The organism is Vibrio sp. NFR, from assembly GCF_027587095.1.
GTDB lineage: Bacteria > Pseudomonadota > Gammaproteobacteria > Enterobacterales > Vibrionaceae > Vibrio > Vibrio harveyi.
The window spans coordinates 261,917-288,087 of the sequence record NZ_JAPPTN010000002.1; the positions used below are offsets into that span (position 1 = coordinate 261,917).

The 26,171-nt window shown below is 46.3% G+C and carries 25 protein-coding genes and 1 pseudogene; 18 read left to right on the forward strand and 8 right to left on the reverse strand.

The window, feature by feature from the left end:
• Nucleotides 1-88 precede the first annotated feature (88 nt).
• The 10 genes from agaR (OH463_RS04775) to OH463_RS04820 all read left to right on the forward strand — a co-directional run bounded on the left by agaR (OH463_RS04775) (nucleotide 89) and on the right by OH463_RS04820 (nucleotide 9,266).
• Complete coding sequence (gene agaR / locus OH463_RS04775; RefSeq protein WP_009696595.1) at nucleotides 89-859, forward strand: transcriptional repressor AgaR; 771 nt, start codon at nucleotides 89-91, stop codon at nucleotides 857-859.
• 454 nt (nucleotides 860-1,313) lie between these two features.
• Nucleotides 1,314-2,090 carry a transcriptional repressor AgaR gene (gene agaR, locus OH463_RS04780; protein ID WP_005448941.1) on the forward strand — a complete coding sequence of 259 codons (777 nt, stop codon included), beginning with the start codon at nucleotides 1,314-1,316 and terminating at the stop codon, nucleotides 2,088-2,090.
• Nucleotides 2,091-2,098: 8 nt separating this feature from the next.
• Nucleotides 2,099-3,409 (forward strand): D-tagatose-bisphosphate aldolase, class II, non-catalytic subunit, encoded by a 1,311-nt coding sequence (locus OH463_RS04785; protein WP_050921774.1) that lies wholly within the window; start codon nucleotides 2,099-2,101, stop codon nucleotides 3,407-3,409.
• On the forward strand, nucleotides 3,406-4,563 hold the full coding sequence (locus OH463_RS04790; protein ID WP_005448944.1) for an SIS domain-containing protein: 1,158 nt from the start codon (nucleotides 3,406-3,408) through the stop codon (nucleotides 4,561-4,563). The genes OH463_RS04785 and OH463_RS04790 overlap by 4 nt, the downstream gene beginning before the upstream one ends.
• A gap of 22 nt (nucleotides 4,564-4,585) precedes the next feature.
• Complete coding sequence (gene agaV, locus OH463_RS04795) at nucleotides 4,586-5,059, forward strand: PTS N-acetylgalactosamine transporter subunit IIB (RefSeq protein ID WP_005448946.1); 474 nt, start codon at nucleotides 4,586-4,588, stop codon at nucleotides 5,057-5,059.
• A 16-nt stretch (nucleotides 5,060-5,075) separates the two neighbouring features.
• Complete coding sequence (agaW, locus tag OH463_RS04800) at nucleotides 5,076-5,852, forward strand: PTS N-acetylgalactosamine transporter subunit IIC (RefSeq protein WP_005448948.1); 777 nt, start codon at nucleotides 5,076-5,078, stop codon at nucleotides 5,850-5,852.
• Nucleotides 5,842-6,726: a PTS N-acetylgalactosamine transporter subunit IID gene (gene agaE, locus OH463_RS04805; protein ID WP_005448950.1), complete on the forward strand. Its 885-nt coding sequence runs from the start codon at nucleotides 5,842-5,844 to the stop codon at nucleotides 6,724-6,726. The genes agaW and agaE overlap by 11 nt, the downstream gene beginning before the upstream one ends.
• A gap of 59 nt (nucleotides 6,727-6,785) precedes the next feature.
• Nucleotides 6,786-7,226 (forward strand): PTS galactosamine/N-acetylgalactosamine transporter subunit IIA, encoded by a 441-nt coding sequence (gene agaF / locus OH463_RS04810; RefSeq protein ID WP_005448952.1) that lies wholly within the window; start codon nucleotides 6,786-6,788, stop codon nucleotides 7,224-7,226.
• Entirely contained in the window at nucleotides 7,216-8,421 is a 1,206-nt protein-coding gene (gene nagA, locus OH463_RS04815; RefSeq protein ID WP_269990678.1) for an N-acetylglucosamine-6-phosphate deacetylase, read from the forward strand. The genes agaF and nagA overlap by 11 nt, the downstream gene beginning before the upstream one ends.
• Nucleotides 8,412-9,266 (forward strand): tagatose bisphosphate family class II aldolase, encoded by an 855-nt coding sequence (locus tag OH463_RS04820; RefSeq protein WP_005448957.1) that lies wholly within the window; start codon nucleotides 8,412-8,414, stop codon nucleotides 9,264-9,266. The genes nagA and OH463_RS04820 overlap by 10 nt, the downstream gene beginning before the upstream one ends.
• A 123-nt stretch (nucleotides 9,267-9,389) precedes the next feature.
• Here the strand turns inward: OH463_RS04820 and OH463_RS04825 are convergent, their stop codons facing one another.
• Together OH463_RS04825 and OH463_RS04830 are read right to left on the reverse strand one after the other, a co-directional pair.
• Nucleotides 9,390-9,785 (reverse strand): hypothetical protein, encoded by a 396-nt coding sequence (locus tag OH463_RS04825; protein ID WP_050934878.1) that lies wholly within the window; start codon nucleotides 9,783-9,785, stop codon nucleotides 9,390-9,392.
• A gap of 32 nt (nucleotides 9,786-9,817) precedes the next feature.
• Nucleotides 9,818-11,809, reverse strand: a complete 1,992-nt coding sequence (locus OH463_RS04830; protein ID WP_269990679.1) for a peptidase U32 family protein — start codon at nucleotides 11,807-11,809, stop codon at nucleotides 9,818-9,820.
• A 212-nt stretch (nucleotides 11,810-12,021) separates the two neighbouring features.
• Between OH463_RS04830 and OH463_RS04835 the strand changes: the two genes are divergently transcribed.
• Entirely contained in the window at nucleotides 12,022-12,471 is a 450-nt protein-coding gene (locus OH463_RS04835; RefSeq protein ID WP_005448963.1) for a DUF302 domain-containing protein, read from the forward strand.
• Between the two features lie 151 nt (nucleotides 12,472-12,622).
• Here the strand turns inward: OH463_RS04835 and OH463_RS04840 are convergent, their stop codons facing one another.
• Nucleotides 12,623-13,231 (reverse strand): YitT family protein, encoded by a 609-nt coding sequence (locus OH463_RS04840; RefSeq protein WP_005448966.1) that lies wholly within the window; start codon nucleotides 13,229-13,231, stop codon nucleotides 12,623-12,625.
• A 541-nt stretch (nucleotides 13,232-13,772) separates the two neighbouring features.
• Between OH463_RS04840 and OH463_RS04845 the strand changes: the two genes are divergently transcribed.
• Nucleotides 13,773-14,237 carry a CesT family type III secretion system chaperone gene (locus OH463_RS04845; protein WP_269990680.1) on the forward strand — a complete coding sequence of 155 codons (465 nt, stop codon included), beginning with the start codon at nucleotides 13,773-13,775 and terminating at the stop codon, nucleotides 14,235-14,237.
• Between the two features lie 9 nt (nucleotides 14,238-14,246).
• Nucleotides 14,247-15,980: a hypothetical protein gene (locus OH463_RS04850; RefSeq protein WP_269990681.1), complete on the forward strand. Its 1,734-nt coding sequence runs from the start codon at nucleotides 14,247-14,249 to the stop codon at nucleotides 15,978-15,980.
• A gap of 117 nt (nucleotides 15,981-16,097) precedes the next feature.
• On the opposite strand, the pseudogene OH463_RS04855 reads toward OH463_RS04850, so the two are convergent.
• Nucleotides 16,098-16,438 (reverse strand): annotated as a pseudogene (locus tag OH463_RS04855) (transposase); the annotation flags it as partial.
• A 107-nt stretch (nucleotides 16,439-16,545) separates the two neighbouring features.
• Here OH463_RS04855 and OH463_RS04860 point away from each other — a divergent pair.
• Nucleotides 16,546-16,941: a GFA family protein gene (locus tag OH463_RS04860; protein WP_050934874.1), complete on the forward strand. Its 396-nt coding sequence runs from the start codon at nucleotides 16,546-16,548 to the stop codon at nucleotides 16,939-16,941.
• A gap of 26 nt (nucleotides 16,942-16,967) precedes the next feature.
• Here the strand turns inward: OH463_RS04860 and nhaD are convergent, their stop codons facing one another.
• Together nhaD and OH463_RS04870 are read right to left on the reverse strand one after the other, a co-directional pair.
• On the reverse strand, nucleotides 16,968-18,398 hold the full coding sequence (nhaD, locus tag OH463_RS04865) for a sodium:proton antiporter NhaD (RefSeq protein WP_009696610.1): 1,431 nt from the start codon (nucleotides 18,396-18,398) through the stop codon (nucleotides 16,968-16,970).
• 420 nt (nucleotides 18,399-18,818) lie between these two features.
• Nucleotides 18,819-19,844, reverse strand: a complete 1,026-nt coding sequence (locus OH463_RS04870) for an acyltransferase (RefSeq protein WP_050933250.1) — start codon at nucleotides 19,842-19,844, stop codon at nucleotides 18,819-18,821.
• A 253-nt stretch (nucleotides 19,845-20,097) separates the two neighbouring features.
• Between OH463_RS04870 and OH463_RS04875 the strand changes: the two genes are divergently transcribed.
• A complete protein-coding gene (locus OH463_RS04875) occupies nucleotides 20,098-20,688 on the forward strand; it encodes a TetR/AcrR family transcriptional regulator (protein ID WP_005448982.1) in 591 nt (196 codons plus the stop codon).
• 122 nt (nucleotides 20,689-20,810) lie between these two features.
• Nucleotides 20,811-21,665: an alpha/beta fold hydrolase gene (locus OH463_RS04880; protein WP_017818347.1), complete on the forward strand. Its 855-nt coding sequence runs from the start codon at nucleotides 20,811-20,813 to the stop codon at nucleotides 21,663-21,665.
• Nucleotides 21,666-21,784: 119 nt separating this feature from the next.
• Here the strand turns inward: OH463_RS04880 and OH463_RS04885 are convergent, their stop codons facing one another.
• Complete coding sequence (locus OH463_RS04885) at nucleotides 21,785-24,325, reverse strand: glycosyl hydrolase family 18 protein (RefSeq protein ID WP_269990683.1); 2,541 nt, start codon at nucleotides 24,323-24,325, stop codon at nucleotides 21,785-21,787.
• A 348-nt stretch (nucleotides 24,326-24,673) separates the two neighbouring features.
• The gene (locus OH463_RS04890; protein WP_005448985.1) at nucleotides 24,674-25,177 is read right to left on the reverse strand and encodes a DUF2850 domain-containing protein; all 504 of its coding nucleotides are present in this window, start codon (nucleotides 25,175-25,177) and stop codon (nucleotides 24,674-24,676) included.
• Between the two features lie 220 nt (nucleotides 25,178-25,397).
• Between OH463_RS04890 and ppnP the strand changes: the two genes are divergently transcribed.
• Together ppnP and OH463_RS04900 are read left to right on the forward strand one after the other, a co-directional pair.
• A complete protein-coding gene (gene ppnP, locus OH463_RS04895) occupies nucleotides 25,398-25,682 on the forward strand; it encodes a pyrimidine/purine nucleoside phosphorylase (RefSeq protein ID WP_005448986.1) in 285 nt (94 codons plus the stop codon).
• 141 nt (nucleotides 25,683-25,823) lie between these two features.
• A complete protein-coding gene (locus tag OH463_RS04900; RefSeq protein ID WP_005448987.1) occupies nucleotides 25,824-26,105 on the forward strand; it encodes a hypothetical protein in 282 nt (93 codons plus the stop codon).
• Nucleotides 26,106-26,171: the final 66 nt, after the last annotated feature.

A 26,171-nucleotide genomic window follows, 5' to 3' on the forward strand; every position in this document is an offset into this window, starting at 1 on the left:
ATTTGATAGCATTAAAGAAAGGTTGCATTATAAACAGATACGAGTACCTATCATTACATCTATAGCTTGTTACCGGTGATCAACTTTTATGAAATTAAACGCATCATTAAGGCGCAAAGAGATTTTGCGGTTCATCCAGAACGCCCAGCGAGGTGAAGTGAGTGACTTTGCCAAGCAATATGATGTGTCAGAAGTGACCATTCGAAATGACCTCAACTATCTAGAGAAACAAGGCTGCGTCAAACGTTGTTATGGCGGAGCACTGTTGAATAATCAGTTTGCGTTTGAACGTCCTCTCAATGATAAAAAGCAGCTCAACAGTAATATCAAGGCGAAGCTCGGAGAGTATGCTGCCTCGTTGATTGCGGACGGCGATAAAATCATTCTCGACTCTGGTTCAACCACAGAGCAAATTGCTTATCACTTGAAAGGTAAGAATGATCTTGTCGTCATGACTAATGGCATTAACATCGCCTATCACCTTGCCAATCAAAGTAATGTCTCTGTTATGGTCACTGGAGGCACCATGCGTGAGAATTCTTATTCCGTCCACGGTTTGAGTGGTGAGGACTTCCTCGCAGGCTATCGCTTTAACAAGCTCTTTTTAGGTGTGGATGGCTTTGACAAATCTACTGGCGTCACGACTCCTCATCAGGGTGAGGCTGACATTAATCGAAGAATGCTTGACGCAGCACAAGTCGTTATTGCTGTAACTGACTCATCAAAGTTTTCTCGTCAGAGTTTTTGCCTTATTGCCCGACCAGAGCAACTTGATATGCTCATTACTGACAGTGGCATCCCGTCCGATTACCTTGAACATCTCACTTCAATGGGCGTTGATGTACGTATTGTTGATTAGTGATTAGTGATTAGTGATTAGTGATATTGGTTTTTCTATCAATATCGTGAAGATTATTTCTGATCGACTTAAACCTTTGTGCAACTTCAGCATCAAAAAAACGCCTTCTAACGACTTCATCGACCTTCACAGAAATAACCGATATTGCATTTTGTGATCTCGCGCAGGCTGTAGTTCGAAACGACAACTGTTAACTCTATTTCATCCTGCCTTTCACTTTCCTTGTGTCGAAAGTGAGTTTTTATGCGCCCCTTTGTGATTGCTTTCAATTTAATAACGAAAGAAAAGTCTTTCGTTTTTCATGAAGTGAAAGGTTTTTTGGGGTGAAAACGAAAGAAAAATGACTGTGATCTAGCTTTCACTTTTCCTAACTTCGCCCTGTTTTAATACCAACGAAAAGAAAATCGAAACATTTCTAACGGAAAGCGAAATGGAACGAAAGGAGAGTTGGTGAATGAACAGTGCAGAACGAAGACAGCAAATCATGGCTCATATTTGTCGTCATGGTTCAGGAAAAGTGGACGACTTTGTCGAGCATTACAATGTATCGGCTGTCACCATTCGCCACGACCTCAATCTTCTAGAAAAAGAAGGCTGTGTTTTTCGCTGTTATGGTGGCGCAACACTCAACCCTAACTTTGCCTTTGACCAACCGCTCTACCGCAAAGATCAACTTAATCGCAGTGCGAAACAAGCGATAGCACAGGCTGCAGCGAGCCTTATTCAAGATGGTGAAGCGATCATTTTGGATTCCGGTACCACGATAGGTCTTATGCCGCAGTACTTGGTCAATAAACAGCAATTGGTTGTGATGACCAATGCCCTCAATACCGCCTACCAACTTAGCAAGATGGAAAACGTCGAGTTACATGTGGTTGGAGGTAGCCTGCGTCGCGCTTCTTGTTCACTGATAGGTAACCATGGTGAACAGCAAATTCGATCTTACCTTTTTGACAAGCTGTTTTTGGGCGTGGACGGATTCGACCTGCTTGCTGGCGTGACTACGCCGGACAATCAAGAAGCTCAAGTAAATCGCGCCATGTGTGAGGTTGCTCGCCAAGTCATTGCTGTCACCGATTCAAGCAAATTTGGGCGCAAAAGCTTTTGCATGATCCGAGCTGCAAGCCAGATCGACGTCTTGGTCACAGATCGCAACATTCCCCATAACACGCACCAATCCCTTATTGAACTTGGCGTAGATGTCGTCATTGCGGATCAAATCGTTAACTAGGAATCAAAATGAAAGCGTTACTTTCTCTAATCGAGCAACACAAACAAGGTCAGCTTACCGGTATTTATGCTGTGTGTTCTGCTCATCCCTTAGTACTTGAAGCTGCGATAAAGCAGGCTGCGCAAAATGAGCAACTGGTTTTGATTGAGGCAACGTCAAATCAAGTTAATCAGTTTGGTGGCTACACCGGAATGACGCCACAAGATTTCGCGAGCCACGTATTTGATTTGGCTGAGCGGGTTAATTTTCCCGCTGAGAACGTGGTATTGGGTGGCGATCATCTTGGTCCTAACTGTTGGCAGCACTTGCCAGCAAGCCAAGCAATGGAATATTCAGCGCAAATGATTCGAGACTATGTTTGCGCGGGCTTTAAGAAGATTCATCTCGATTGTTCAATGCCTTGTGCCGATGACGAGGTACCGCTGAGTGAAGAGCTAATGGCGCAGCGTGCTGCCCAGTTATGTTTGGTGGCAGAGCAAGCATGGAAAACGGTCGGTGGTGAAGCGCCAGTGTATGTGGTTGGCACGGAAGTTCCAACGCCAGGTGGTGCTCTTGATTCGCTTGAAGAAGAAGGTATTCAAGTGACGAAAGCGGAAGAAGCATTGGCAACGCTAAATGCTCATCATCAAACGTTCAGTGATATCGGGCTTAGCTATGTTTGGCCTCGTGTGATTGGCTTAGTGGTGCAACCAGGAGTGGAATTTGATCACCACTCAGTACATCACTACCACAGTGCGGCAGCGCGATCGTTAAGCAATATGATCGACAGCCAACCAAATCTGGTCTTCGAAGCGCATTCTACGGATTACCAAAACCCAGAGGCATATCACCAACTGATTCGCGATCATTTTGCGATTCTCAAAGTCGGTCCAGCTCTCACATTTGCTTTGCGTGAAGCCTTGTATGGTCTGGACTCTGCGGAGAAAGAGTGGTTAGGCGCTCATCATGCTTCTCACTTACGCGAAACCATAGAACAAGTGATGAGAGAGCAACCTAATTATTGGCGTTCTCACTACTCCAGCAAAGGGCATCAACAATATCTCGATTGCAGCTACAGCTTGAGTGATCGCATCCGTTACTACTGGAATCATCCAGAGGTTAAAGCAGCGCAGCAAGCTCTGTTTGACAACTTAGCTGCTCACCCTCTGCCAATCACAATCCTTAGCCAATATTTACCCAACCAAGCTAAGGCAATTTCTCAACATCAAATTCAAAATCAACCTGCTGAGATTGTCGTGCACAAGATTATGGAAGTGACACAAGTCTATTCCGAAGCCTGTTACGCCAATTCAGTGGCTAGCAAGGAGACGACCAAATGAGTTCAGTTTTAGGCTATGAGTTGCCATGGTTAGAACAACGTAATGGTGTTCATACGGCTCAAGAAATCAGTCATCAACCTCAGTTATGGCGAGCACTTTCTACCATTTTAGAAGAGCAGTATGAGGCAATCCGCGATTTTCTAACGCCTCTGCTTGAGCAGCCAGACCTACGCATTATTTTGACTGGTGCGGGCACATCTGCATTTGTCGGCGATGCGGCAGCACCATTTATTCAAGAGGGGCTGAGATTTCAAGTTGAGTCCATCCCAACCACGGATTTAGTGTCAAACCCGGAACAGTATCTGGACCCGAGTCGTCCGACCTTGGTCGTTTCTTACGCCCGCTCTGGTAATAGCCCGGAAAGCGTTGCTGCTGTTGCTCTTGTCGATCAGCTTGTTCCTCATTGTCATCACTTGTTCTTGACGTGTAACCGTGACGGGGAACTCTCTCATTACGCTCGAACTGCACAAAATGCTTGCTGCGTGATCATGCCTGAAGGCTCAAATGATAAGAGCTTTGCGATGACATCAAGCTTTAGTTGTATGTTGATGTCTACGCTGACGTTATTTGGCGGTCAATCTCCAAAGCAATGGCATGAACAAATTGAAGTGGTAGCAGCACTTTGCGAAGCCAAGTTAGAGCAATGGGAGTCTGCTATTAAGGCGCTCGCCAGCCAGCCTTATGAGCGTTTAATCGTAATTGGTAGCGGTGGTTTTGCAGGGCTTGCCCGTGAAGCATCACTCAAATCGCTTGAACTAAGTGCAGGTAAAGTGATGACGGCTTTCGACTCATCTCTTGGCTTCCGCCATGGTCCTAAATTCACCATTAACGATAAAGCGGTCGTGATCCAGTTGCTATCAAGTGACGCTTATACCCGTGGGTACGATCTGGATTTATTCAATGAGATCCGCCGCGACAAACAAGCATTAGCTCATATTGCTCTCACAGAACTGTCTCTCAACGAAGACGATGTTTTTGAATTTGGGAGATTGGACTTGGGCGATCAGTGGCTGTGCTTCCCATTCATTCTCTTCTGCCAAATGTTGGCATTTGAAAAATCACTTCAACTGGGATTTGGACCGGACAATCCGTGCCCAACCGGTGAAGTCAATCGTGTGGTGCAAGGTGTCACCATCTACCCATTCAACAAGTAACGGATTCGAAAAGGAATAGATCATGCCAAATATCGTGTTAAGTCGTATTGATGAGCGCCTCGTCCATGGGCAAGTGGGTGTGCAATGGGTAGGTTTTGCGGATGCCAACATTATTGTCGTTGTGAACGATGAGGTAGCAGAAGACACCATTCAACAGAACTTAATGGAGATGGTGCTAGCAGATGGCATCGCAATCCGATTTTGGACGGTGAAAAAGACCATCGACACCATCCATAAAGCGGCTGAACGCCAACGAATTCTAATGGTTTGTCGCACACCAAAAGATTTCCGCCAATTGGTGGAAGGTGGTGTGCCAATTAGCAATATCAACGTCGGAAACATGCACTACGTTGAGGGGAAAAAGCAAATTGCCAAGACGGTTTCAGTTGGAACTGAAGACGTTGCGGAGTTTGAAAAATTAAAAGCACTAGGGGTGAAATGCACGATCCAAGGGGTGCCAACTGAAAGTGCGACTGACCTCTTTACTCTTATCTAACAATAGGAAAGAAATCATGGAAATAGGACTCTTACAGGCCTTGATGCTCGGCATCTTAGCCTTTTTTGCTGGCCTAGATTTATTTAATGGTCTTACTCACTTCCACCGTCCGGTGGTGCTTGGTCCACTTGTTGGTCTGATTTTAGGCGACTTGCAAACCGGTATCTTGGTCGGCGGTACGCTTGAATTGATTTGGATGGGACTTGCCCCTCTTGCGGGGGCTCAACCACCAAACGTTATCATCGGCACCATCGTGGGTACGGCTTTCGCGATTACAACCAAAGTCGAGCCAAATGTTGCGGTTGGTGTCGCTGTGCCTTTCGCCGTTGCCGTACAGATGGGCATTACGCTGCTCTTCTCTGCGATGTCTGCGGTCATGTCTAAGTGTGACGAGTACGCACAAAATGCGGATACCAATGGTATTGAACGCGTGAACTATATGGCACTTGCTGTACTCGGTTCTTTCTACTTTCTGTGTGCATTCTTACCCGTTTATCTTGGGGCTGAACATGCAGGGAAAATCGTTGAAGTACTACCGAAAGATCTCATTGATGGCTTAGGCGTCGCTGGTGGCATCATGCCTGCAATAGGCTTTGCTGTCTTGATGAAAATCATGATGAAGAACGCCTACATTCCTTACTTCATCCTTGGCTTCGTCGCTGCAGCTTGGCTTCAACTGCCAATCTTAGCGATTGCCGCGGCTGCGACGGCCATGGCCATTATCGACTTCATGCGTAAAACGGAACCCACTCCTGTAACTGCACCTGCTGAGGACTTTGAAGATGGAATCTAATGTAAGTAACGAACTCGACCTTCGTAGCCAAAATGTTGATGTGCAGCCAGCTCCTGGCGTGGCTGAAGATGAGTATGAAAATAAAGAGATTGGTGCAGATCTAACCAAAGCAGACATCAATCGTATGGCGTGGCGCTCGCTGTTACTCCAAGCGTCTTTCAACTACGAACGTATGCAGGCTTCTGGTTGGTTGTACGGACTACTGCCTGCGCTGAAGAAGATTCACACCAATAAAGCTGACCTATCTAAAGCAATGCAAGGTCATATGGGGTTCTTCAATACTCACCCGTTCTTGGTGACATTTGTCATGGGGATCGTTCTGGCGATGGAACGCTCCAAGCAAAACGTCAGCAGTATTCAGAGCACCAAGATTGCGGTTGGTGCACCAATGGGTGGCATCGGTGATGCGATGTTCTGGCTGACTCTTCTTCCTATTTGCGGCGGTATCGGTGCAGACCTTGCGCTGCAAGGCTCCATCATGGGTGCGGTGTTCTTTATTGTGCTGTTTAACGTGGTGCATTTTGGTCTGCGATTTGGTCTCGCACATTATGCGTATCGCATGGGGGTTGCTGCTATCCCTGTTATCAAAGCCAACACGAAGAAAGTCGGACACGCGGCTTCGATGGTAGGTATGACGGTGATAGGTGCTTTGGTGGCGACTTATGTTCGTCTATCGACGACCGCAGAAATTACCGCCGGTGATGCCGTGGTGAAACTGCAAGGCGATGTGATCGATAAACTCATGCCAGCGTTTCTTCCATTGGTCTACACCCTAGCTATGTACGCGCTCGTCAAGCGTGGTTGGAGCCCGCTAAAACTTATTGGTATCACCGTGGTGTTAGGCGTTGTTGGGCGTTTTATGGGTTTCTTATAAATCACATTGGACACACAAAACATTGGGGTAGAGTACTCTGCCCCATTAAGGAAACGTAAATGATTGCTGTAATTCTATCTGGTCACGGAGGGTTTGCTTCCGGTCTTGCCAAAGCGGTGTTTCAGGTTATTGGGGAGCAACCTCAATTTAAGTTTATCGACTTTCCAGAAGAGGCAACGACTCCGCAACTGGAAGTGTCAATGCGCGAGGCGATTAATGAAGTTGATTCTGGCGAAGGTATTGTTTTCCTGACTGATTTGTTGGGAGGTACACCTTTTCGTACTGCATCACTGATCAGTCAAGAGCGTGACGATGTCCAGGTTGTAACGGGAACAAACATGCAGATGGCGGCTGAGATGCTTTTGGAACGCGATGAACTCGATCTCGCTGAGTTTCGCGATCAAGCGCTGGCTTGTGGGCATCGTGGCATTACCTCGTTGAGTGCTGAAATGGCTGAGAAAGCCAAACATGTGGGAACGGTAGAAGAAGATGGCATCTGAACAAGATCGTGCAAGACATTCTTGCTACCGAGCTCAGCGTGTATTGCAAGGTGATAGATGGCTTGATGATGGGCTAATTCGCATCAACGAAAATGGAGTGATTGATTCTGTTGAGCCATTCAACTCTCATCAACATATTGATTTTATTGACTTAGGTGAGGTGAGCATACTACCCGGTCTGATTGACAGTCATGTGCATGGAGCCAAAGGCTGTGACGTTATGGATGCCGAGCATGACAGCCTCAATACGATGTCTCGCTATTTCGCGAGCTTGGGCGTTACCGCATTTGTTGCCACAACCGTAACCGCTCCTGTGGCAAAAATTCGTGCCGCGTTAAAGCAAGTTGCTGTGAGTAAACGACATGGCGTTGATGGTGCTGAGATCTTAGGTGCGTATCTAGAGGGACCTTATTTCACCGAGAAGAATCGCGGCGCGCACCCGACGACATGGTTTAGAGATTTATCGCTCGAAGAGTTGGAGCAGTGGATTTCTTATTGTGATGACCAGCTCGTCACCGTCGCACTGGCTCCAGAAAAAGACGGGGCAATCGATGCGATTCGTTACCTGAATAAACAGGGTATTAAAGTGATGCTTGGGCATACTGATGCGAGTTACGACCAAGTGAAACAGGCGTTGGATGCGGGCGCAAATGGCATTGTCCACTGCTACAACGGCATGCGTGGTCTACATCACCGAGATCCAGGAGTCGTTGGGGCAGGGCTTATCCACCCCAATAGCTATGTCGAAATGATTGCCGATGGGCATCACGTTCACTCTGCTGCTATAGATGTCGCGCATCGCTGCTGTGGTCAACGCATGACGCTGATTACCGATGCTATGAGTGCGACAGGCATGCCTGATGGTCGCTACACGCTTGGTGAATATGAAGTGCAAATGAAAGGCGGCGTCGTTACTACAGAAAGTGGAAGTTTGGCAGGCAGCACTTTGACCTTGCCGCAAGCAGTTAAAAATATTCATAAATGGCTAAACATCCCACTAGAGCAAGCTTGGTTGATGGCATCGTTAACTCCGGCTCAATCGTTAGGTTTGCAACACCAATTAGGCACCCTAGAAGCCGGAAAGCGCGCATCTATGGTCGCTGTTAAATCAGATTTCTCAATTGTAAAAACTTGGGTCAATGGGCGTCTTGTGTTTGATGCATCCGTACCAAGTCAGGAGGCTTTATGTATCTAATTTCTTCCCGTGAAATGCTAAAACGTGCTCAACAAGCTGGTTATGCGGTGCCTGCATTTAATATTCATAACTTAGAGACGGTCCAAGTCATTGTTGAAACCGCTTCAGAGATGGGCTCCCCAGTGATTCTCGCAGGCACGCCGGGAACTTTTGATTATGCGGGCACCGATTACCTGATCAGTATTTGTAAAGAAGCCGCACATAAGCATTCAATCCCGTTGGTTCTTCATCTTGATCACCATGAAGACCTACAAGACATTTGTACTAAGGTCGATCACGGTATTCGTTCTGTAATGATTGATGGTTCGCATTATGCGTTTGATCAGAACATAGAGATTGTGCGCTCGGTGGTTCAATACTGTAACCGATTCGACGCAAGTGTCGAAGCTGAGTTAGGTCGTTTAGGCGGTCAAGAAGACGATCTGATTGTCGACAGTGCCGATGCACTAATGACCGACCCAGCTTCTGCCGCAGAGTTTGTTCGTCGTACTGGTATTGATTCGTTAGCTGTGGCAATTGGCACAGCTCATGGCTTGTATAAAGCGGAGCCTAAACTCGACTTTAACCGCTTAGATAAAATCCGTGGTGTTGTCGATATTCCGTTAGTACTGCATGGCGCATCAGGTGTTCCTGATGAAATGGTTCGTCGTTGTATTGACCTTGGCGTGTGCAAGGTGAACGTGGCGACTGAGCTGAAGATCGCGTTCTCAAATGCTGTCAAACAACATTTTGCGCATCACCCTGACGCAAACGACCCTCGTAAATACATCACGCCTGGTAAAGCGGCGATGAAACAGGTGGTGATGGATAAGATCCATATGTGCGGAAGTGAAGGAAAGCTCTAGGGTCTGTTGACCCTAACAACTGATTATATTTGGTAAACTCCCCCCGATGACATGTTTACCTAGGTGCTAGGTCTTCTAGCACCTTTTTATCTTTATGGCATTTCAACCGTTATGATGTGGGTATTAAGCCCGATAGAATTTACTGTCGTTGAACACGTCACGATCACGTGGATCATTCGATAAGAACATCCACATCTCTTTCATGCTTTGTTCAAAGAATTCTTCCTCAAACACCACCATGGAACAATGTTCATTCAGCCTGATGACAAAAGATTCGAGTGCTTCAAAACCGATGTTTTCGATGTCATCAATATCGATAAAATAAAGTTTCTTATCAGTTTTTTGCGCGCTTTCTGTGGGCAATTTGCCTTTACCAAGAGCAGAGAAGTTGAGCTCTACCGTCAACCCCGTGCGGTTTTGCGTGAGCTCATAGACGTCTTCTGATTGCGTCACAACGCTGTAATTCAGATCATCAAAGTAGCTGAGCGTTTCTTGCTTCATTGGGTATAAGTCTTCCATAAATTGTGCGAGTGCAATCTTGCTCTATTCGCTTATAAGCCTTTTAAATACTGAGCATTAGCAGTAGGGTGAATCGCAACATTCAGAGCGTCTACATTCTGCTCAATGTGTTCATCAAGCAGCGTTGAAAAAGCCTCTATTAGCTCAGGTTTGGTGATTGTGACTTTGGTTTCTGTCTGGATATCACGTAGGTCAATCAACACGTCTGTAAACAGCTGCGGCAAATCTTGCAATACTTGCAGGTTCAGCACGTTATGTTCGCTGTAAATTGCGTTATGGCTGCCTTTTTGCTTTTGTACCACATATGGGTTGTCTTTGAGGTTGATGATTGATGTGCGTTTATCACAACGCTTCAAACAACCTTTGTTAACCTTGATTTTGCGGCAACCTTCGGTTTGTTGGAACAAACATTGGCGACTGGTTAAGAGCGTATTTGGGTGGTAAATGCTGTAGTAACTGCGCATGTTGTGTGGGCGTTTAATATGACGCATTTGCTTCATGTTCAGCTCGTTTGAGATAAATGCTCCGCGTGCCGCGAATTCTTCTTGCAAACACTTAAACGAGTATGAGTTCACCGTATTCATTTGTGGACCTGCAACCCAACCTAATCCAAACTCTTGAGCGAGTAAGCCTACGCCAGAGTTGTTGGTGATCAGCAGCTCTGGTTGGATAATGTCTAAGAACTTGCGTGCAGCTTGGTAATCGTCACCAATCAAAATTGCAGGGAACCAAGGCTTCAACGCCGTGTTTTCTTGGAATAAGTCGACCATAGCGTTTAACTCGCTCGCCAATCCCATTGGTAGTTGAAAGTACACATCGACATCGCGATATTTGCACAGCGAAGCATCTTCTAGCGACGAAATCAGTACCGATAGTTTTGCTGTCCCTTCACGCTCTTGTGGCTGAGGTAGCGTCGGTAAACTCGGTACATCAATTGCGCCTTTTAAACTACTGCCTGAGGTTTGTGTTGCCGTGACGTCGAAGTCTTGCGTCTTCTCGGCGACTTTTTCGATGATTGCGGTTTTGTCGTCGTACAGCTTCTTCTTCACTGTTTGCACATCGTCCGCGGATTCACATTTGTATATCTTTGAGAAGTGTTTCACCGCATGGTCGCGTGGGTTGTCGATGTACATCGCTTTACCGAAGTCGCCTTGCAAAAATGCGTTGGAGAAATCACGGTTGAATACGGTGTACAACTCTGTGGTGTCGCTCGACAGCTCTACGCCATCACATAAGCGATCAATCTGCTTACGCCAATTATCGACGACGGTGTATACGTAGTGGGATTTCTTGATGCGACCTTCTACTTTCAATGAATACACACCTGCATCGGCAAGCGCTTCTAGATCGCCAAAAGCTGAGTTGTCTTTCATGTTGAGCGGGTAGCTGTTGCCTGTCTTGGTTGTCTCGTATTGCTCACGACAAGGCTGACTACAGCGTCCACGGTTGCCCGATGCACCATTACGCGCTGAGCTAATGTAGCAAATGCCAGAGAAACCAATGCAGTAAGAGCCGTGAACGAACACTTCCATCATCACGTTGTGCTGACGACCGAACTGAGCCAAGTGTTTTATTTCATGGATATTGAGTTCACGAGAGAGGTTCACGCGGCTCGCTGTCAACTGATTGAGGAACAGAATCTGTCCTTCATTGTGAGTGTTGAGCTGGGTTGAAGCGTGTACATCTAACTCTGGGAAGTGGTTCTTGAGAATGTAAGCAAGACCAAGATCCTGCACGATTACGCCGTCAATCGCGGTGTTGTTCAACTGGCTAAGTAAGCGAACGATAGCAGGAATTTCGCTTTCCAAAATTAACACGTTCAACGTGAGGAAAATTTTACAATTGTGCTGATGCGCCAACTGTAATACGCCGTTCAAGTTATCTAAGGTGAGGTTGGTTGCGCGGTTACGTGCATTAAAGCGGTCAAGTCCGCAGTAGATGGCATCGGCACCTGCAGCAATGGCCGCTTTAATGGAATCTAAATCGCCACCTGGCGCTAATAACTCAAATTGATCGCGTGTCACTAGTTAACTCTTACTCAATAAAATAGGTTGCGTATTTTATGTGCTTCACAGTTTTAATGTTGGATTGATTAACGCTTTATTAATCTGAATCAATTATTGCCAGTTGGTCGGTCTATTGTGATTACGGGAAGTCATGACCTGAGTCCACATGCTCGCGAGTCGGTGACTTGGGTATATAATTTTTGGATATAGTAAAAATAAGGAACTTGCAGATGGTAAAAGTAATCACAGTTGGGTTGGTTGTTGCTCTGGCGTCATTTTCGACCCTCGCAGAAGAGAGTGTTATCCGCGTTGCAAGCCAACATTCGGTACAAGATACAGCGAATAAATTTGTTCAGATTGCTCAGGGTAAAGGGTTGAATGTGTTTGCTCGCGTGAACCATCAAGAGAATGCGGCGAAGGTCGATATGACGCTACGACCAACAGAAGTGATCGTGTTTGGCAACCCAAAAGTAGGGACGCCATTGATGCAATGTGCACAAGAAGTGGCGATTGATTTACCGCAAAAAGTGCTGGTTTATGAGGATGCAGAAGGTAAGACATGGCTTGCTTACAACAACCCAATGTATCTAAAAGAGCGCCACGGTATTGAAGGGTGTGATGAAGTGCTGACGAAGGTGAGTGGTGTACTCAGTAAGCTAACCGGTGCAGCGGCAAAATAGTGCTTGAAGAATAGGGGCTTATCATCGCTATCTAAGCTTACGACGCTATCATCTAAATTAATTTTGAAAACAAAAATCCCCGAGATATTGCTCGGGGATTTTATTTTTAGCTGCTGTTGAACGCTAAGACTAAGTTCGTCGTTTATTGCGTTTATACTGGCTGCGGCTTGGGCTGATAACGCCCAGGTTTGTGGTTCATCGCCAAGATCAAGTTGGTCGCCACAGCGCCAAGTACAGAAAGAGCAATCAAGTAAACATCAACGATAAACAGCGACATCACTACGATGGTGCAGTCCAGAGCCATTTGTACTTTACCTGCTCGAATACCAAAACGTTCCTGAAGAAAAAGCGCCAAGATGTTGAAGCCACCTAAACTCATCTTGTGGCGGAAAATTACCAGCATGCCCATGCCAATCAAACCACCACCGAGTAGCGCTGCGTACACGGGCTCAATACGAGAAATCTCAATCACATGATGCAAATGGTCTACCGCAAAAGACACGATCGAAACCGCAATAAAAGTGTTGATGGTAAAACGCCAACCCATGCGCATCACAGAGAGAATGTAGAACGGCAGGTTCAGTGCGAAGAATATCTGGCCAAAACTGAAGTCACTGACCTTGGTAAGGAAGATCGCCAAACCGGCCGTTCCGCCAGTGAGCAATCCCACCTTGCTGAAGAAGATAACCCCAAGTGACACCAACGCACTACCGAGCGTCAAGGCCAAGAGGTTTTCTCTAAGGCTATGATCTTTATCCATAAAAGTATTTTCCTTGGTATTAAAGCCGTTTTAGCTGTAAGTACGAAACCAAAACGGATGCGGTTAGCAAAACGCCAACCAAATAGTGATAAATCGCTGAATAAAATGTCGTGAAAAGTGATTGATGTCGAGTTTTCGACCTAGATTGCGTGGGTGTTAACTGTTTAACAGACTTTACACATTAAGCTAGGGCATGTTGCTCTTTGCTGTACGTATTTTGTTCAACAGCGCATCGGCAACCACTTTACTACCTTTCCTTGCTTCCGCATTACAAGTCCGCTGCGCACCAGCACAAGAACTAACACGCCTTTAGCCAGCGTCTCTGATATCCAGGGTGAATAGAGGTAAGTACCAAGCTGCAGAGCCGCAATATTATGTATCCAGCGCAACAGAAGGCTTGCTATAAACGGTCAAATAGCGTGCCCACTGGCATCAGCGTTTGCTTAATAAACCTAAAAAACCTTGCCTAATAATGAAAGAAATTCCCCTTGCATGCGCGGTAGTCTGAACACTCATTCCCCGACTGTATCTGGAGGTGCTGATGACGGCCGACCAAACCTTTCTGAACAACCTGCTTCTCGAGTTGGGTAACACTTGGCAACTGGACTGCTTAGAGCTTGATAACTTTGGACGTTGTGCACTGCTGACTGAAGAAGGCATCGAGCTGGCAATCGATATGGCAGCGGGAAGCAACCACCTTCAGTTTCTTGCAGAATTAGGGGCTATGTCGGAGGTGCAGAGAGAGCGTCACCTGACCCGTCTTCTTAAGCACAACTTTGAAAATCCCGTCTTGCGTCAGGCACACTACGCCCTGAGTCCGCAAGGCGATCAGGTTCTGCTGCGCTACCAGCACCCGATTGAAGGGTTGGAGCTGGAACTACTGGCGAACCTGCTTGGCAACTTTATAACCACAGCGACTGATGCCAGAAATGCTCTTCAAGCCCCTTTAAAGGAAGAGGCTAAAGCACCTTCTCTGTTTTGCGACGCGCACCTGTTAAAAGGTTAAGGAGTCATTATGCCGGTAACTAAACTTCTCAACACCTTGTTTAAAGGTGTCTCTCAGGTACATCAGAGTGCACCGCAACAGGCGCCGAAACTGGAAAAATCTAAATCAGAACTTCCGGGGGCTGCGCATTCAACACAGAGTATGAGTGAGCCGCTAAGCCAGAACCCTGTAGGTTTGCAGAGTGCGCCTCGCATCCATGATGAGGATCTCACGCCACTTGCCAAAGCTTTTAGCAGCGCACTGCAACAATATGTAGACAATAAACCGGAGAAGCATGGCGAGTTTCTGCGCGGATATTGTGAGATGGAAGAGATCAAGGGACGGATCACCATAGATGATCAGGAAAAAGTCAGGGTCATCAGACTGCCCCGCTCGCCGCAAAAACTGGCAGAAATGTTTAACCTGATGCTAGAAGGTCACTCAAGGTTCGGCTCTATGTATAAAGCGTTAACCCGACCTTTAGAGAGCAAAGACAATATTCTGGGCTCGTACCTGCGCCTTTCTCACGGCAAGGTAAAAGCCGCTAAAACACTGCCTGCCGAAGCGGTGACTAAAGCGGAGCAGACAACCAAAGCTAAGCCTCAGGAAACAAAAGCTGAAGCAGCGCCAAAAAACGCGCCGGCTCCTGCTGCCGAGCCACCGAAAACTGAGATTAAATTTACTTCCAGTGAACGTAATATGATCTCAGACGGTATCAACCAGATACTGTCCGACTACCTGCTCACTGGCAAGAAAGCGGCCTCACACCAGGAGAAACTGAAAACGCAACTGGAAAGAGGCGATCCCATGCTCAGCCGTTTCTTAAATGTGGCAAACGGCGAAATGAAGCTGAGTTGTCCTAAAGATCGCCAGGAGTTGAAAGGATTTCTCGAAGCGCTGCTTAAAGGTCACCGGGGCTTTGATACCCGTTTTTCTGCTGGCTCAAGCAGCCTGGTAAATCTGGTCAAAAAAGCGGTGCAGAGTGAAACTGGCGCACTGCGCCACTACCTGAAGTGGGACAGCAGCAACCGGCTGACAACTCGCGCGCCGAGTGATGAGGCGATTAAAGCCGCAGAAAAGGCCGAACAACAAAAGCTTCTGATACTTGAGAACCGTGAAAAAGCTGCGCTGACCAAAGAGATCAAACTCTCTCGGGATCAACAGCCCGCTTTGATGGCTCGGGTTAAACTCGCCCGTCATCTGCAGGTGCACGCCAGAACAAATTGGCCGGAGCTAGAGTTCCGCTCGGTCCCTATAACCAGAATGACCAGCGCCCCGCTGCACGGTGACGAATCACTAACGCAACTGCGGGATATGGTCAAAGCTGTCAGCGGAGAAAACCGCGGTCTTGCCGGAGAGATAGAACTCAACCTAGAGCAGTTGCCGATAACAGCAGAGATCAGAGAGAAAGGCCTTCCGGTTACCCGGCTTCCTGTTAAGCAGGCGCTGACAGAACTTAGAGATAAAGTCACCAACATGGAGAAGGCTTCTTCAAACTGGTTCACCCGGTTGCTGTTTAAACCACAGCATCAGGCGCTGAACGAGATCAAAGGTCGCCTGAACGAGCTGGATAATCTGCGTCAGCAGCTCACCGAGTATTGGCCCGGAATGCCTAATCAGATCTGGTTTAGCAGCTTTGTGGCCAGAGAGGTAGAAAGGCTGAGTGATAAAATCATCCCAGAGCGTACCTTTGGTCCTATCCACCTGACCACACCCGAGCATAAAGCGTGGCAGGCTGTTAAGGCTGAGATGCTCACTAAGTAACTGAACCCCCTTGAGCGTGTTGAACTTTATATGGTCAGCACGCTCTACCTCTTCTTTCTAGCTCGGGCAACCTTCCCGAAATCTATACCCAGGTCACTTTCGCTGAACCATACACTCGGCTTTTCCAATACATTCACTGCCCCTTGGTACCGCACCAGTACTGTGTTGATGAGCTTTAACAATCCAGCCATCAGCAACCCCTCTCGTAATCTGGATTCTTGGCTAATTCATTGAATAAGCGGGTTAAAACACCGTTGTTGGACCAGTGATTGGAGTGACGATAAACAGTGCTCCACTCACTAAACGCTGCAGATAAATCACGCTAGGGAATGCCTGTGTGAAGTCGGTATAGTCTTCGAAGGTCATTCTATGTTTGGGCTTGTTGTATACACGGTCGGTGCTCTTCATAAGCTGAAGTGGTTTTTCCCACCGCTTATCAGTTACATTAGTCTAGGCATGATTTGGAGTGTTTTTTGCTCATGATACCTCCTTACCATGCAGTTCAAGAAAACATCATGAAAGAACAACACACTTTAGGTGAACAGGGAAGGAACAAGGAAAAATCATGATTAAACAAGTGGGTAGTACGACAATCCAGCCTTTGCATAAGCTTTCTTGTCATTGTGGAAAAGTGCAAATCGAACTGTCATTACCGAATGGAATCAAGAAGCCTCGACGCTGTGACTGTTCCATGTGCCGACGTCGCGGTGCGATTGTCGCATCGGTACCGTTGAACGGAATTCGTATCACTCAAGGTGAGGAAGTACTCAAGCTTTATCAGTTTAATACCAACACAGCTAAGCATTTCTTCTGTGGAGAATGTGGCATCTACACTCACCATCAGCGCCGCTCTAATCCGAGTGAATATGGCTATAACGTTGGCTGCTTAGAGGGCGTAAATCCGTATGAACTGGGAGAGATAGAGGTGATGGATGGCGTGAACCATCCATCAGACCGATAAGAATTATTCCGATGGATTAAGGCAGTTTAAGTGAACAAGCTGCCATTCATCCAAAGGTGCGCGGCAATACTCGCTGCGTACCCAAGAGCAATCACTGGTGCCCATTTGAGATGACCAAAGAAAGTATATTGCCCCCTCGCAGCGCCCATGAGAGCCACGCCAGCAGCAGAACCAATCGACAGTAAGCTACCGCCAACGCCTGCTGTTAGTGTCACCAACAACCAGTTACCCATCGACATGCTTGGGTCCATCGTTAACACAGCAAACATCACTGGAATGTTATCGACAATGGCAGAAAGTATCCCCACCATGACGTTCGCCCAGATTGGATTCCACTCGGTGTACATCACGTTGGAAACCAGTTCGAGATAGCCAAGCAAACTCAAACCGCCAACACACATCACTACGCCGTAGAAGAACAATAAGGTGTCCCACTCGGCGCGAGACACACGGTGGAAGACATCAAATGGTACAACAGAACCCAGACGTTTCAGCGCGTAGTCGTCCCCGTTGGCAATCGCCATTGCGGCTTTTTTGGCAAGAGAATGTTTGAGTGTTTTTCGCAGGAAGTAGCCAAAAAATTGCAGATAAGCGAGCCCCATCATCATGCCGACCACTGGAGGGAAGTGTAAAACGGCGTGGAAGGAAACCGCTGTTGCAATGGTCAGGATAAACAAGCCAACGATACGTCTTGCACCACGTTTCAGTTCGATGTGCTCATGAACCGTATCTGGCTTTGTGTTTGGTACAAACAACGACATGATGAATGCAGGTATGACGTAGTTGATTAGAGAAGGTACAAACAACGGCATAAACTCAGCAAAGCTGACGTGTCCTGCCTGCCAAACCATCAGAGTCGTAATATCGCCAAATGGGCTGAATGCACCGCCAGCGTTTGCGGCAATGACGATGTTAATACAGGCAAGATTGACAAATCTTGGGTTGTCGCCAGAAACTTTCATCACTACTGCACACATTAATAGCGCTGTGGTCAAGTTATCGGCAATAGGAGAAATCACAAATGCAAGACTACCTGTGAGCCAAAATAACTTTTTGAAATCAAAACCTTTGCCAACCATCCACGCTTGCAGTGCATCAAACAGTCTGCGTTCTTCCATCGCATTGATGTAGGTCATCGCCACTAATAGGAACAATAAAAGTTCAGCGTATTCCAAAAGGTTGTGTTCCAGTGCGGCTTTAGCAACGTCAGCTTGGTTGTGTTGGGCAAAGGTATAGCCAATTAAAATCCAGATTAATCCCGCGGCGAGCAGTACAGGCTTGGATTTTCGCATTTGTAGGTATTCTTCCAGCATTACCAGAATGTAGGCAATGGTGAAGAAAATCAGTGCGGCATAGCCGACGGTGGAATTGACGAGGTTAAGTTCACTGGTCGCAGCTGCAAACGTGGAGCTAGAAAATATCAAACAGCAAAACGCGACAATTGGGTAGATTGGCATAGACATTTCTCCTTGTCTGACTGGAGAAATTTTAGCCACATATTAATAGGTTAAGTGTGAGTAAGCTCGAATTAACGGTAGGAGTTTTGAATTGATGTAGCTTGCGCCACTACTTTCTGAGTGACGCAATGCTCGCCGCGCCAAATAGGATTACTGCAGCGTATAAACCATAGGTTAACCAATGGCTAATTTCTAAAAAAGGAACGAGTCCCTGACCTGCCCACATACCGCCTCCGTTTAATGAGCATTTTGTTGATGTCGGATAAATTTAAAGTAAATGAACAATGTTTTTTGTGAGTGAAAGCAAATTACAAAGTATTAGAAATGATAATTTTGGCGAGTGAGAGAGAGCTCTCATTTTTATAAAGTCTGCACTAGCCAAAAAGTGGTAGTGCAGACCATACATAGTGCTGAATGGATTTAGCGCAGTAATAGTTTTTTCAGCGGCGTAGCTTCAATGCCTTTTACAAGCAGCAGGGTTACCACAATGGTTGCTGGGTAAATAAAGGCGTCTTTAGCTAAGTTTTCTAGCCCTAATATACCTGCCATGTTCATCATGATGATGATCACCAGCAAATGACTCACGTAGATACCTAAAATGCTCGGTGACCACTTAAACACCCATGGCATATTGCCAAAGTTTGGATGGGCAAGAAGCCACATGAATACGCCTAAAGACCAGATCACAGTGCCAAATAAGAAGTCGTGTGAATTAAAAGCGATCTCGTCGTTCATCAAATAATAGGCTTCGGCAAAGTGCAGTGCCATACCAACCAAAATCAAGCGAATGGTGTTATTACGAGACCATTGCCACTGGTGTTGTCTCGCTAAGTAACCAAGCACAACCAACAATGTGCTGAAGAACGGACCATTGCGAGTAAAGAAGGGCGCTGGTAGCTCAGTCAGTGTGATGTAACTGCCTGCGAGTACCCCATAGACGTACAACAATATTGCCGTCGGGAGCAGCAACTGCGCCATGCCAACGCGAACCAGCAATGCAATGATAGCGACGGCAATCACAAGTGCAGGAATGAACCACAAATGAACTAAGCCGCCTTCTAACAGCGAGTTAATTGGGTTCGACATCAGGTAGCCCAAATAGCCTTGTCGCTCAGCGAGATAGCCTGCCTCCGCAACCACTTGCCAACGGAACGGCATTAACAGACAAATCGCACTCCAAACCAGCCATATCTTAAGCAAGGGCTTAGCGTAGTTTTTCAGTGTTTCAACGGGATTTGCGCTGAGTTTAGGCTGGATTAGATAACCGGAGATGAGGAAAAACAGTGGTACAGCAAAGCGAGCCAATTGGTTAAGCATATACCCAACCCAAGGTACCTCATCCCATTGCCAGTACGTGAGTGCCATTTGACAGTGAAGGCCAACGATCGCGAACATTGCGATGATGCGGGCGAACTCTAAACTGGCAATTTTCTTTGTGGTTGCCATAAATACTTACCTAAAAAAGTGAAAAATCGCTGAGAAATTAACAGCTAATAGCTTACTCATCGCGGTAAAAAATCAACTCATGTGCAATTGATAGTAACCAGTTTGTGAAAATCAGACCCATCTCAAATTTCGAAAATTCGTATTCATTGAGTTGCTCAATGTATTGCGATCGTGAGTGTGTCAGAGGGTATACATTGGTTTGACCAGTAAACTTTAGATTGTAAAAAAGTACGACCGTGCTAAAAATGTATTTATGAAAAAAGGAAAAGTAACCAAAGAGCTGATATTGCAGCGTGCATTCCAACTGGCGAGTGAAAACGGGTTGGAAAGTCTCACTATAGGTGAGTTGGCGAAGCAGTGTGGCATGTCGAAAAGTGGCTTGTTTGCTCACTTCAATTCCAAGTTGAACCTTCAACTATCGGTGTTGGAGTTTGCCAATCAAGTATTCGCAGAGCGGGTTATTGCGCCTGCGCGTGAGTTGGGTGACAGCAATATCGAACGTAAAGTACGTGGTCTGTTGGACACTTGGATGACGTGGAATCACTCTTTTCAAGGTAGCTGTATGTTCCTTGATGCTTGGAACGACACCGCAGAAGAAGGCTGTGCGTTGCAAGCTGCATTACGTAAATCGATTGATACTTGGCTGAATTATCTCGAAATTCAAATCAAGAAAGGCAAAGAGAACCAAGAGTTTGTCGCCGATTTAGATACGCGACAAGCGACCTTTGATTTATACGGGCAGTATTTAAGTGCGCACGTGTTTTATTCGATTAAAGGGCAAGAAGAGAGCCAGAGATTGTTTTGGCAAGGCATCGATAATTTATTTATTCGATGGAAGCGCTAGCCCCGCGGTAACGGGCATAGTACGAGATTCATAATGAAGAGCGACATAGAGCGCTCTTTCTTATCAGTATAAAAAGCACGACCGTTCTATTTTGTGCAAAGCTGATAGTTAAGGAAAAGATCATGAGTGAGAAAATCTACTTCAATACTTCGCAGCGCTTCAGTGTTAAGCGTAGCTTGGTCAATATCAGTACGCGTTTGCACCATACGTTGGCACCGTCACATGCAAAAAAGACCGCGCGTAAGCTGTTGCTCACCCCAGCACGTACTCAGCCTAAAAATGCAGAGCCACAGGGGCTGATTAAAAGTGAAGTACAAGGTCATGCTGGTGCAATCAAAACTTATCAGCTTGGTAATGGTCCGGTATGGGTGCTGACTCACGGTTGGTCGGGGACAGCAAGTCAGTTCTATCCGTTGATGGAGCACATCGCCGCATCGGGTTACACCGCTTTGGCTTACGATCACCCTGCTCATGGTGAAAGTGATGGTCAGTATGGGCATATCCCGGGGTTTGTTCGTGGTCTAGAGGACGTGTTGGATTCTGTTGATGATGTTGCAGGTTTGGTGGGGCACAGTATGGGTACTGCGTCGGCGTTAGAATGTCGTCACAGCAAATTGGAAAACAAGCCATTGCTGTTGATTGCGCCTGTGCTTAACTACGTAGAAAACTTGTTTGGCAGTATTGCGCGTTCGGGTTATTCAATGAAGCTATTCAAAGCCGTGGTTTCGGAAGTGGAAGATCAGTTTGGTTACCCTTTGCAATCCATTGACCCTGAAAAGCGTCTCGCTGAGCGAAAAGCAAAAACTATCATTGTTCATGATGAACAAGACAAATTCACCAAACACGGTGTATCTGCGAAAGCTGCTAATGAGATTGAGCGAGTCGAATTGGTGACGACGCAAGGGCAGGGTCATGGTCGTGTCATGAAGTGTGATGAGGTATTCCAGAGTTTTGATCGTTTAGTTGACGCTCGTTGATCGTAGCGATGGCGCTTGTGAATCAAAATCTAGAATAACAAAAGGACAGCTGATGCTGTCCTTTTCTATTTTACAATTTTGATAGCGGTAGGTGCTGAATAACAACACCTTAGCAGTGTTTAGTTACAGTTAGCTGGACCAACTTCTTTCCAAACACCCCATTCGCCAGACTTGCTAGGATCTTGACCTTGAGTCCACCATTTCGCTTCCCAAGTTTTACCTGCGTAAGTCACTTGATCACCACCAGTGTAAACTGCCGTTGCATCCCATGCGTTAGTACAAGTACCACCGCCTGTGCTGTGCTTCGCTACAACAACGGTTGCACTTGCAGTTGATACTGCTTGACCATCACTTACGCTTACCGTGAAGCTTAAGCTTGTGTCTTGTGGGTATTCTGCTGCTGTGAACGTTACTTTCGCACCGTTGACCGTAGCATTTAGACCTTGTGGTAGCGTCCAATCGAACGTTAGTGTGTCGTTGTCAGCATCGCTAGAAGCTGAAGCATCAATCACAACCACGTCACCTGCGCTTGCCGTTGCTGGTGCAGAAACCTGTGCAACTGGCGCTGTGTTTGGTGGATCAATCACGCCTGCTGGCTTAACGGTGACTACAACAAGATCAGAAGCCGTTGCGCCTTCGTTATCTGTTACGGTCAGCTTAAACGTTAGTTGCTCTTCTGCCGCGACTTCTACCGCATCAAAGCTTGCTGTTGCTGTGTTCGCGCCAGATAGAACGACTGCAGTACCTAATACTTGCTCCCAAGCGTAACTTGCGATTGTACCGTCAGAGTCAGTTGAGTTGCTGCCATCAAGCACAACGCTTGCAGGACCTGTTACTGCTTGGTCTGCGCCTGCTGCTGCCGTTGGTTTACGGTTTGGTGGGGTAACGACGCCGCCAGCCATACCTTCGTGCATTGCATTAAGGATGTCGCCGTTATCTGCATCAATCTCCCAAGAGAATAGACCTGCTAGACCTAGAGATTTTGCGTAGTTGCCTTTCGCTAACACAGAACGATGATCGTCAAATGTGATTAGCTCACCAGTCGAACGGTTCCACACCCAAGGTGCTTCTGCTTGCGCATCATAGCCGTATTCAAAGCCGTTGATGCCAGTGTTGTTCGCACCTAGCATAAATGACTTAATACCTTTGTAGTCGATTACGCCATCTTCCCAAACACCTTGAGCTGTGCTGCCTTTCAGTTTGCCTGTTGCAGTACCGGTCATTGGGTCATTTGGATCTGTTAGCGTATCAGGTGTTACACCTTCCCAACCACGACCATACATCGCTGTACCAAGAACCAGTTTATTTGCAGGAACACCTTGCGCTAGAAGAAGCTGGATACCGTTATCTGCAGTGTATGCTGGACCTTTGTACGGTTCGCCGTTTTCATCCACGCCGCTGCCATCACACTGACCAGGACGCATGAATGAGCCACAGTAAAGAGCAGTTTGGTGACCAGGAACGTTGTTCCAGCCGCCGTAGAAGTCGTAAGTCATCGCAAAGATGTAGTCCATGTACTGAACCGCGTCTGCGTAATCTACGTCTTCAATCTTGTCGTAACCAACACCGATTGCTGAAGTTAGCTCGTAAGTACGACCTGTTTCTGCTTCAAGTTCATCTAGCATTACACGTAATTCACGCATCAATGCAATGTATGCAGGACCATCGTTTACAGGGTCACCCTTATCTGCTGCAGCGCCGCCGCCGCCAGGGAATTCCCAGTCAATATCTACGCCGTCGTAAAATTTCCAAGTTTTCAGGAATTTCTTAACTGACGCGACAAACGTGTCACGATTCTTCTTATCAACGAAGTCGTAGAATGGGTCAGAAAGTGTCCAACCACCGATAGATGGGATAATTTTTAGATCCGGGTTACGTTGTTTCAACGCCATTAGCATTGCGTAGTTACCCTTGATTGGCGTGCTGTATTCATGACCTGCTTGAGGGAAGCTCTTCTGATAAGCAGCCCACGGGTCATGGATAACCACTTCGTAATCATTCACACCACGACATGCCGTTTGCAGTGCATTAAAGCTGTTACCACCAACTGATTTTACTGATTCGTTTGGACCACAAATTGGGATAAAGCCGTAAAGGATGTGAGTTAGGTTATCAACTGGCATGTTGTCGACAGTGTAATCACGACCGTAGATGCCCCATTCAACAAAATAAGTACCCATCACGATACTTGGATCGGTGTTGTAGCTCTTGTTGTTCGGATCAACATTCATCGTCAGAGGCTTCAAGTGTGAGCCGTCTGTATCTGCAATGGTAATTTCTACCGGAGCGCTCTTAGAACAACCTGTTGCGTCACACGCTTCGATTTCCATTTGGTACAAGCCGCCTTGACCATATTCAAACGAAGCTGTGGTTTGACTGCCAGTGATAGCGCCTGTTGCCACTTTTACACCGTCAAAGTAGACGTTGTAAGTGTCGCCAGATGTGCCACTCCACTGGTTAAATTTCACTTTGATCTTAGCCAGTTCATGGTATTTGACCATGTCGTTGTAGCCAGATGTGGTTTCCATTGCCAATTCAATTTTAGAAAATTGAAGGTTATTGGAACCGTACATATCGATACTTGGTGCGGTTGGAGCCGCGTTTGCAGCGCCAGATAGTGCTAGGGCAACCCCAGCTGCACATAGGTTAAATCGAATCATAACTTCTCTCTCAATCCTTGAATTCATGCTCGTTTAGGAACATAAGCTGCTCTTGCGACAGAAAAGACAATCAATTCACACACTGTGCAAAAGCATCCCTTTGAGCATTTCAGAGGCTTATTTTTTTTCAAAAAAAAATAAATCAAGATTCGACCGTGTTACACAAAACTCACTACAAGAAACATAGTTTTGCATAGAAAATACAATATTGAGCCAAGATTTTATAAATATTTTGCATGTATTTAATTAATCGCTTACTCAGTCCGTAGGGGTTATTTTGCGAGTGAAATTAAACTTTTCTGATGAAACAGAAAGAGTTACGACATAGAGGTAGCGTTGAAAAGGAGGTTATTTGCGACTGAAGTGTTCGCTCAACGCTGCTCTGCGTTTGGAAGCTGCGCCAGTTTCTGAGCCCTGAACCGTGTGTTCGAAGCCTTTTAGGATAAAGCGTTGGTCAGGGAGTCGAGGCTCAATGCGTCGTATCTGTGGAGAGAGATGAGACCCTGAGATTTGGTACTCAGTTTTGCCAAGCCCGGTGTTCAGTGTGACGACTTTGCCATCAAACTCGAATTGAGTGGCGATAAGGCGATGGTTGCGAAAGACACCTTCGGGTGTAAAAGAAAGCTGTTCGGTTTGATAAGGTGGCGCACCGATCTCTATCCATTCACCGTAGATTTTGTTTGGGTCGATGTAATCTAAGTAAGATGCGTACAACTGGTAACCAAGCACACTAATCAACGAGCAACCGAAAACAGCAAAGCCCCCTTTAATGATTTTGAACTGATGACGAGCCCAAAATGAGGGTTGCGGTTCTGGCTTCTGTTTCCTTTTCCTGCGCGCAGTGGTGGTCATGATTCCTACTTACCTTCCTTTTTTATTATGGTGAGAAGCTTGAGCTACAAAAACAAACAATCTAGCTTTTGAGACGGTGAAACTATGATCTGATGTCCACTTTTACATTCCGAAACACAGTTATTGAGAATTTGCTCTTTCAACAAAGACCCATTTAGAGACTTGAGTCGTAAACCGAAACAGGGTAAAAAAGAGCTGATTTTTGATAAGGAAACCAATAATGAGTATTAAGGAAAACAGTTATTTTGCTGGTGGCGTAAAGTCACTAGGTTTTAGTCAACAAGGGCAGGATGTCAGTGTTGGCGTGATGCTACCAGGTGAATACACGTTCGGTACACAAGCGCCGGAGCGTATGAGTGTTGTTAAAGGTGCGTTGATCGTAAAGAAAGCGGGTGAAGTGGATTGGGTCACCTACAATAGTGGTGAGTTCTTCGAAGTTGAAGGTAATTCATCATTCGAACTGCAAGTGAAAGACGCGACCGCGTACTTATGTGAGTACCTCTAAGCACTAAATAGAATTGAGATAAAAGCCACCTTTTGGGTGGCTTTTTTCATGCATGTTGTTCAGATACAAACGTTTTTTAACAACAAACTGATAACTTTGTATATACTTAATACAGGTGCAACCATCAACAAGGAGGAAGTGATGGCAGTACAACCTAAACATTCTGATCTCCCTCCTCGCTTTGAGGCGACGGAATTTACGACAGAGCAAAGGCACCGTTTCACGAAAGTTGCGAATGCGGCACAAAAGCGTCGTGCTTTCTATAAAAGAGCGATTGAAAACAGTCTAGTCGGAAAAATTAAGGAACGGGCACTGAAACCCGTTATTCGTCCTAGAGAGGATAAACCAAGTAAAACACGCCAAGTGATTTGGTTGATTACGTTTTTGCTCGGCGGTTTATGGGCGATGTACATGTTTGCTTAACATGTGTGATAACGACCATTTGCACTTGCCATGATGCTAAGCAATTGGTCGTTATAAACTGGCATC

Coding starts and splice junctions, on each gene's coding strand:
- agaR (WP_009696595.1), top strand. CDS start 89: ATGAAATTAAACGCATCATTAAGGCGCAAAGAGATTTTGCGGTTCATC.
- agaR (WP_005448941.1), top strand. CDS start 1,314: ATGAACAGTGCAGAACGAAGACAGCAAATCATGGCTCATATTTGTCGT.
- OH463_RS04785 (WP_050921774.1), top strand. CDS start 2,099: ATGAAAGCGTTACTTTCTCTAATCGAGCAACACAAACAAGGTCAGCTT.
- OH463_RS04790 (WP_005448944.1), top strand. CDS start 3,406: ATGAGTTCAGTTTTAGGCTATGAGTTGCCATGGTTAGAACAACGTAAT.
- agaV (WP_005448946.1), top strand. CDS start 4,586: ATGCCAAATATCGTGTTAAGTCGTATTGATGAGCGCCTCGTCCATGGG.
- agaW (WP_005448948.1), top strand. CDS start 5,076: ATGGAAATAGGACTCTTACAGGCCTTGATGCTCGGCATCTTAGCCTTT.
- agaE (WP_005448950.1), top strand. CDS start 5,842: ATGGAATCTAATGTAAGTAACGAACTCGACCTTCGTAGCCAAAATGTT.
- agaF (WP_005448952.1), top strand. CDS start 6,786: ATGATTGCTGTAATTCTATCTGGTCACGGAGGGTTTGCTTCCGGTCTT.
- nagA (WP_269990678.1), top strand. CDS start 7,216: ATGGCATCTGAACAAGATCGTGCAAGACATTCTTGCTACCGAGCTCAG.
- OH463_RS04820 (WP_005448957.1), top strand. CDS start 8,412: ATGTATCTAATTTCTTCCCGTGAAATGCTAAAACGTGCTCAACAAGCT.
- OH463_RS04825 (WP_050934878.1), bottom strand. CDS start 9,785: ATGGAAGACTTATACCCAATGAAGCAAGAAACGCTCAGCTACTTTGAT.
- OH463_RS04835 (WP_005448963.1), top strand. CDS start 12,022: ATGGTAAAAGTAATCACAGTTGGGTTGGTTGTTGCTCTGGCGTCATTT.
- OH463_RS04840 (WP_005448966.1), bottom strand. CDS start 13,231: ATGGATAAAGATCATAGCCTTAGAGAAAACCTCTTGGCCTTGACGCTC.
- OH463_RS04845 (WP_269990680.1), top strand. CDS start 13,773: ATGACGGCCGACCAAACCTTTCTGAACAACCTGCTTCTCGAGTTGGGT.
- OH463_RS04850 (WP_269990681.1), top strand. CDS start 14,247: ATGCCGGTAACTAAACTTCTCAACACCTTGTTTAAAGGTGTCTCTCAG.
- OH463_RS04860 (WP_050934874.1), top strand. CDS start 16,546: ATGATTAAACAAGTGGGTAGTACGACAATCCAGCCTTTGCATAAGCTT.
- nhaD (WP_009696610.1), bottom strand. CDS start 18,398: ATGCCAATCTACCCAATTGTCGCGTTTTGCTGTTTGATATTTTCTAGC.
- OH463_RS04870 (WP_050933250.1), bottom strand. CDS start 19,844: ATGGCAACCACAAAGAAAATTGCCAGTTTAGAGTTCGCCCGCATCATC.
- OH463_RS04875 (WP_005448982.1), top strand. CDS start 20,098: ATGAAAAAAGGAAAAGTAACCAAAGAGCTGATATTGCAGCGTGCATTC.
- OH463_RS04880 (WP_017818347.1), top strand. CDS start 20,811: ATGAGTGAGAAAATCTACTTCAATACTTCGCAGCGCTTCAGTGTTAAG.
- OH463_RS04885 (WP_269990683.1), bottom strand. CDS start 24,325: ATGATTCGATTTAACCTATGTGCAGCTGGGGTTGCCCTAGCACTATCT.
- OH463_RS04890 (WP_005448985.1), bottom strand. CDS start 25,177: ATGACCACCACTGCGCGCAGGAAAAGGAAACAGAAGCCAGAACCGCAA.
- ppnP (WP_005448986.1), top strand. CDS start 25,398: ATGAGTATTAAGGAAAACAGTTATTTTGCTGGTGGCGTAAAGTCACTA.
- OH463_RS04900 (WP_005448987.1), top strand. CDS start 25,824: ATGGCAGTACAACCTAAACATTCTGATCTCCCTCCTCGCTTTGAGGCG.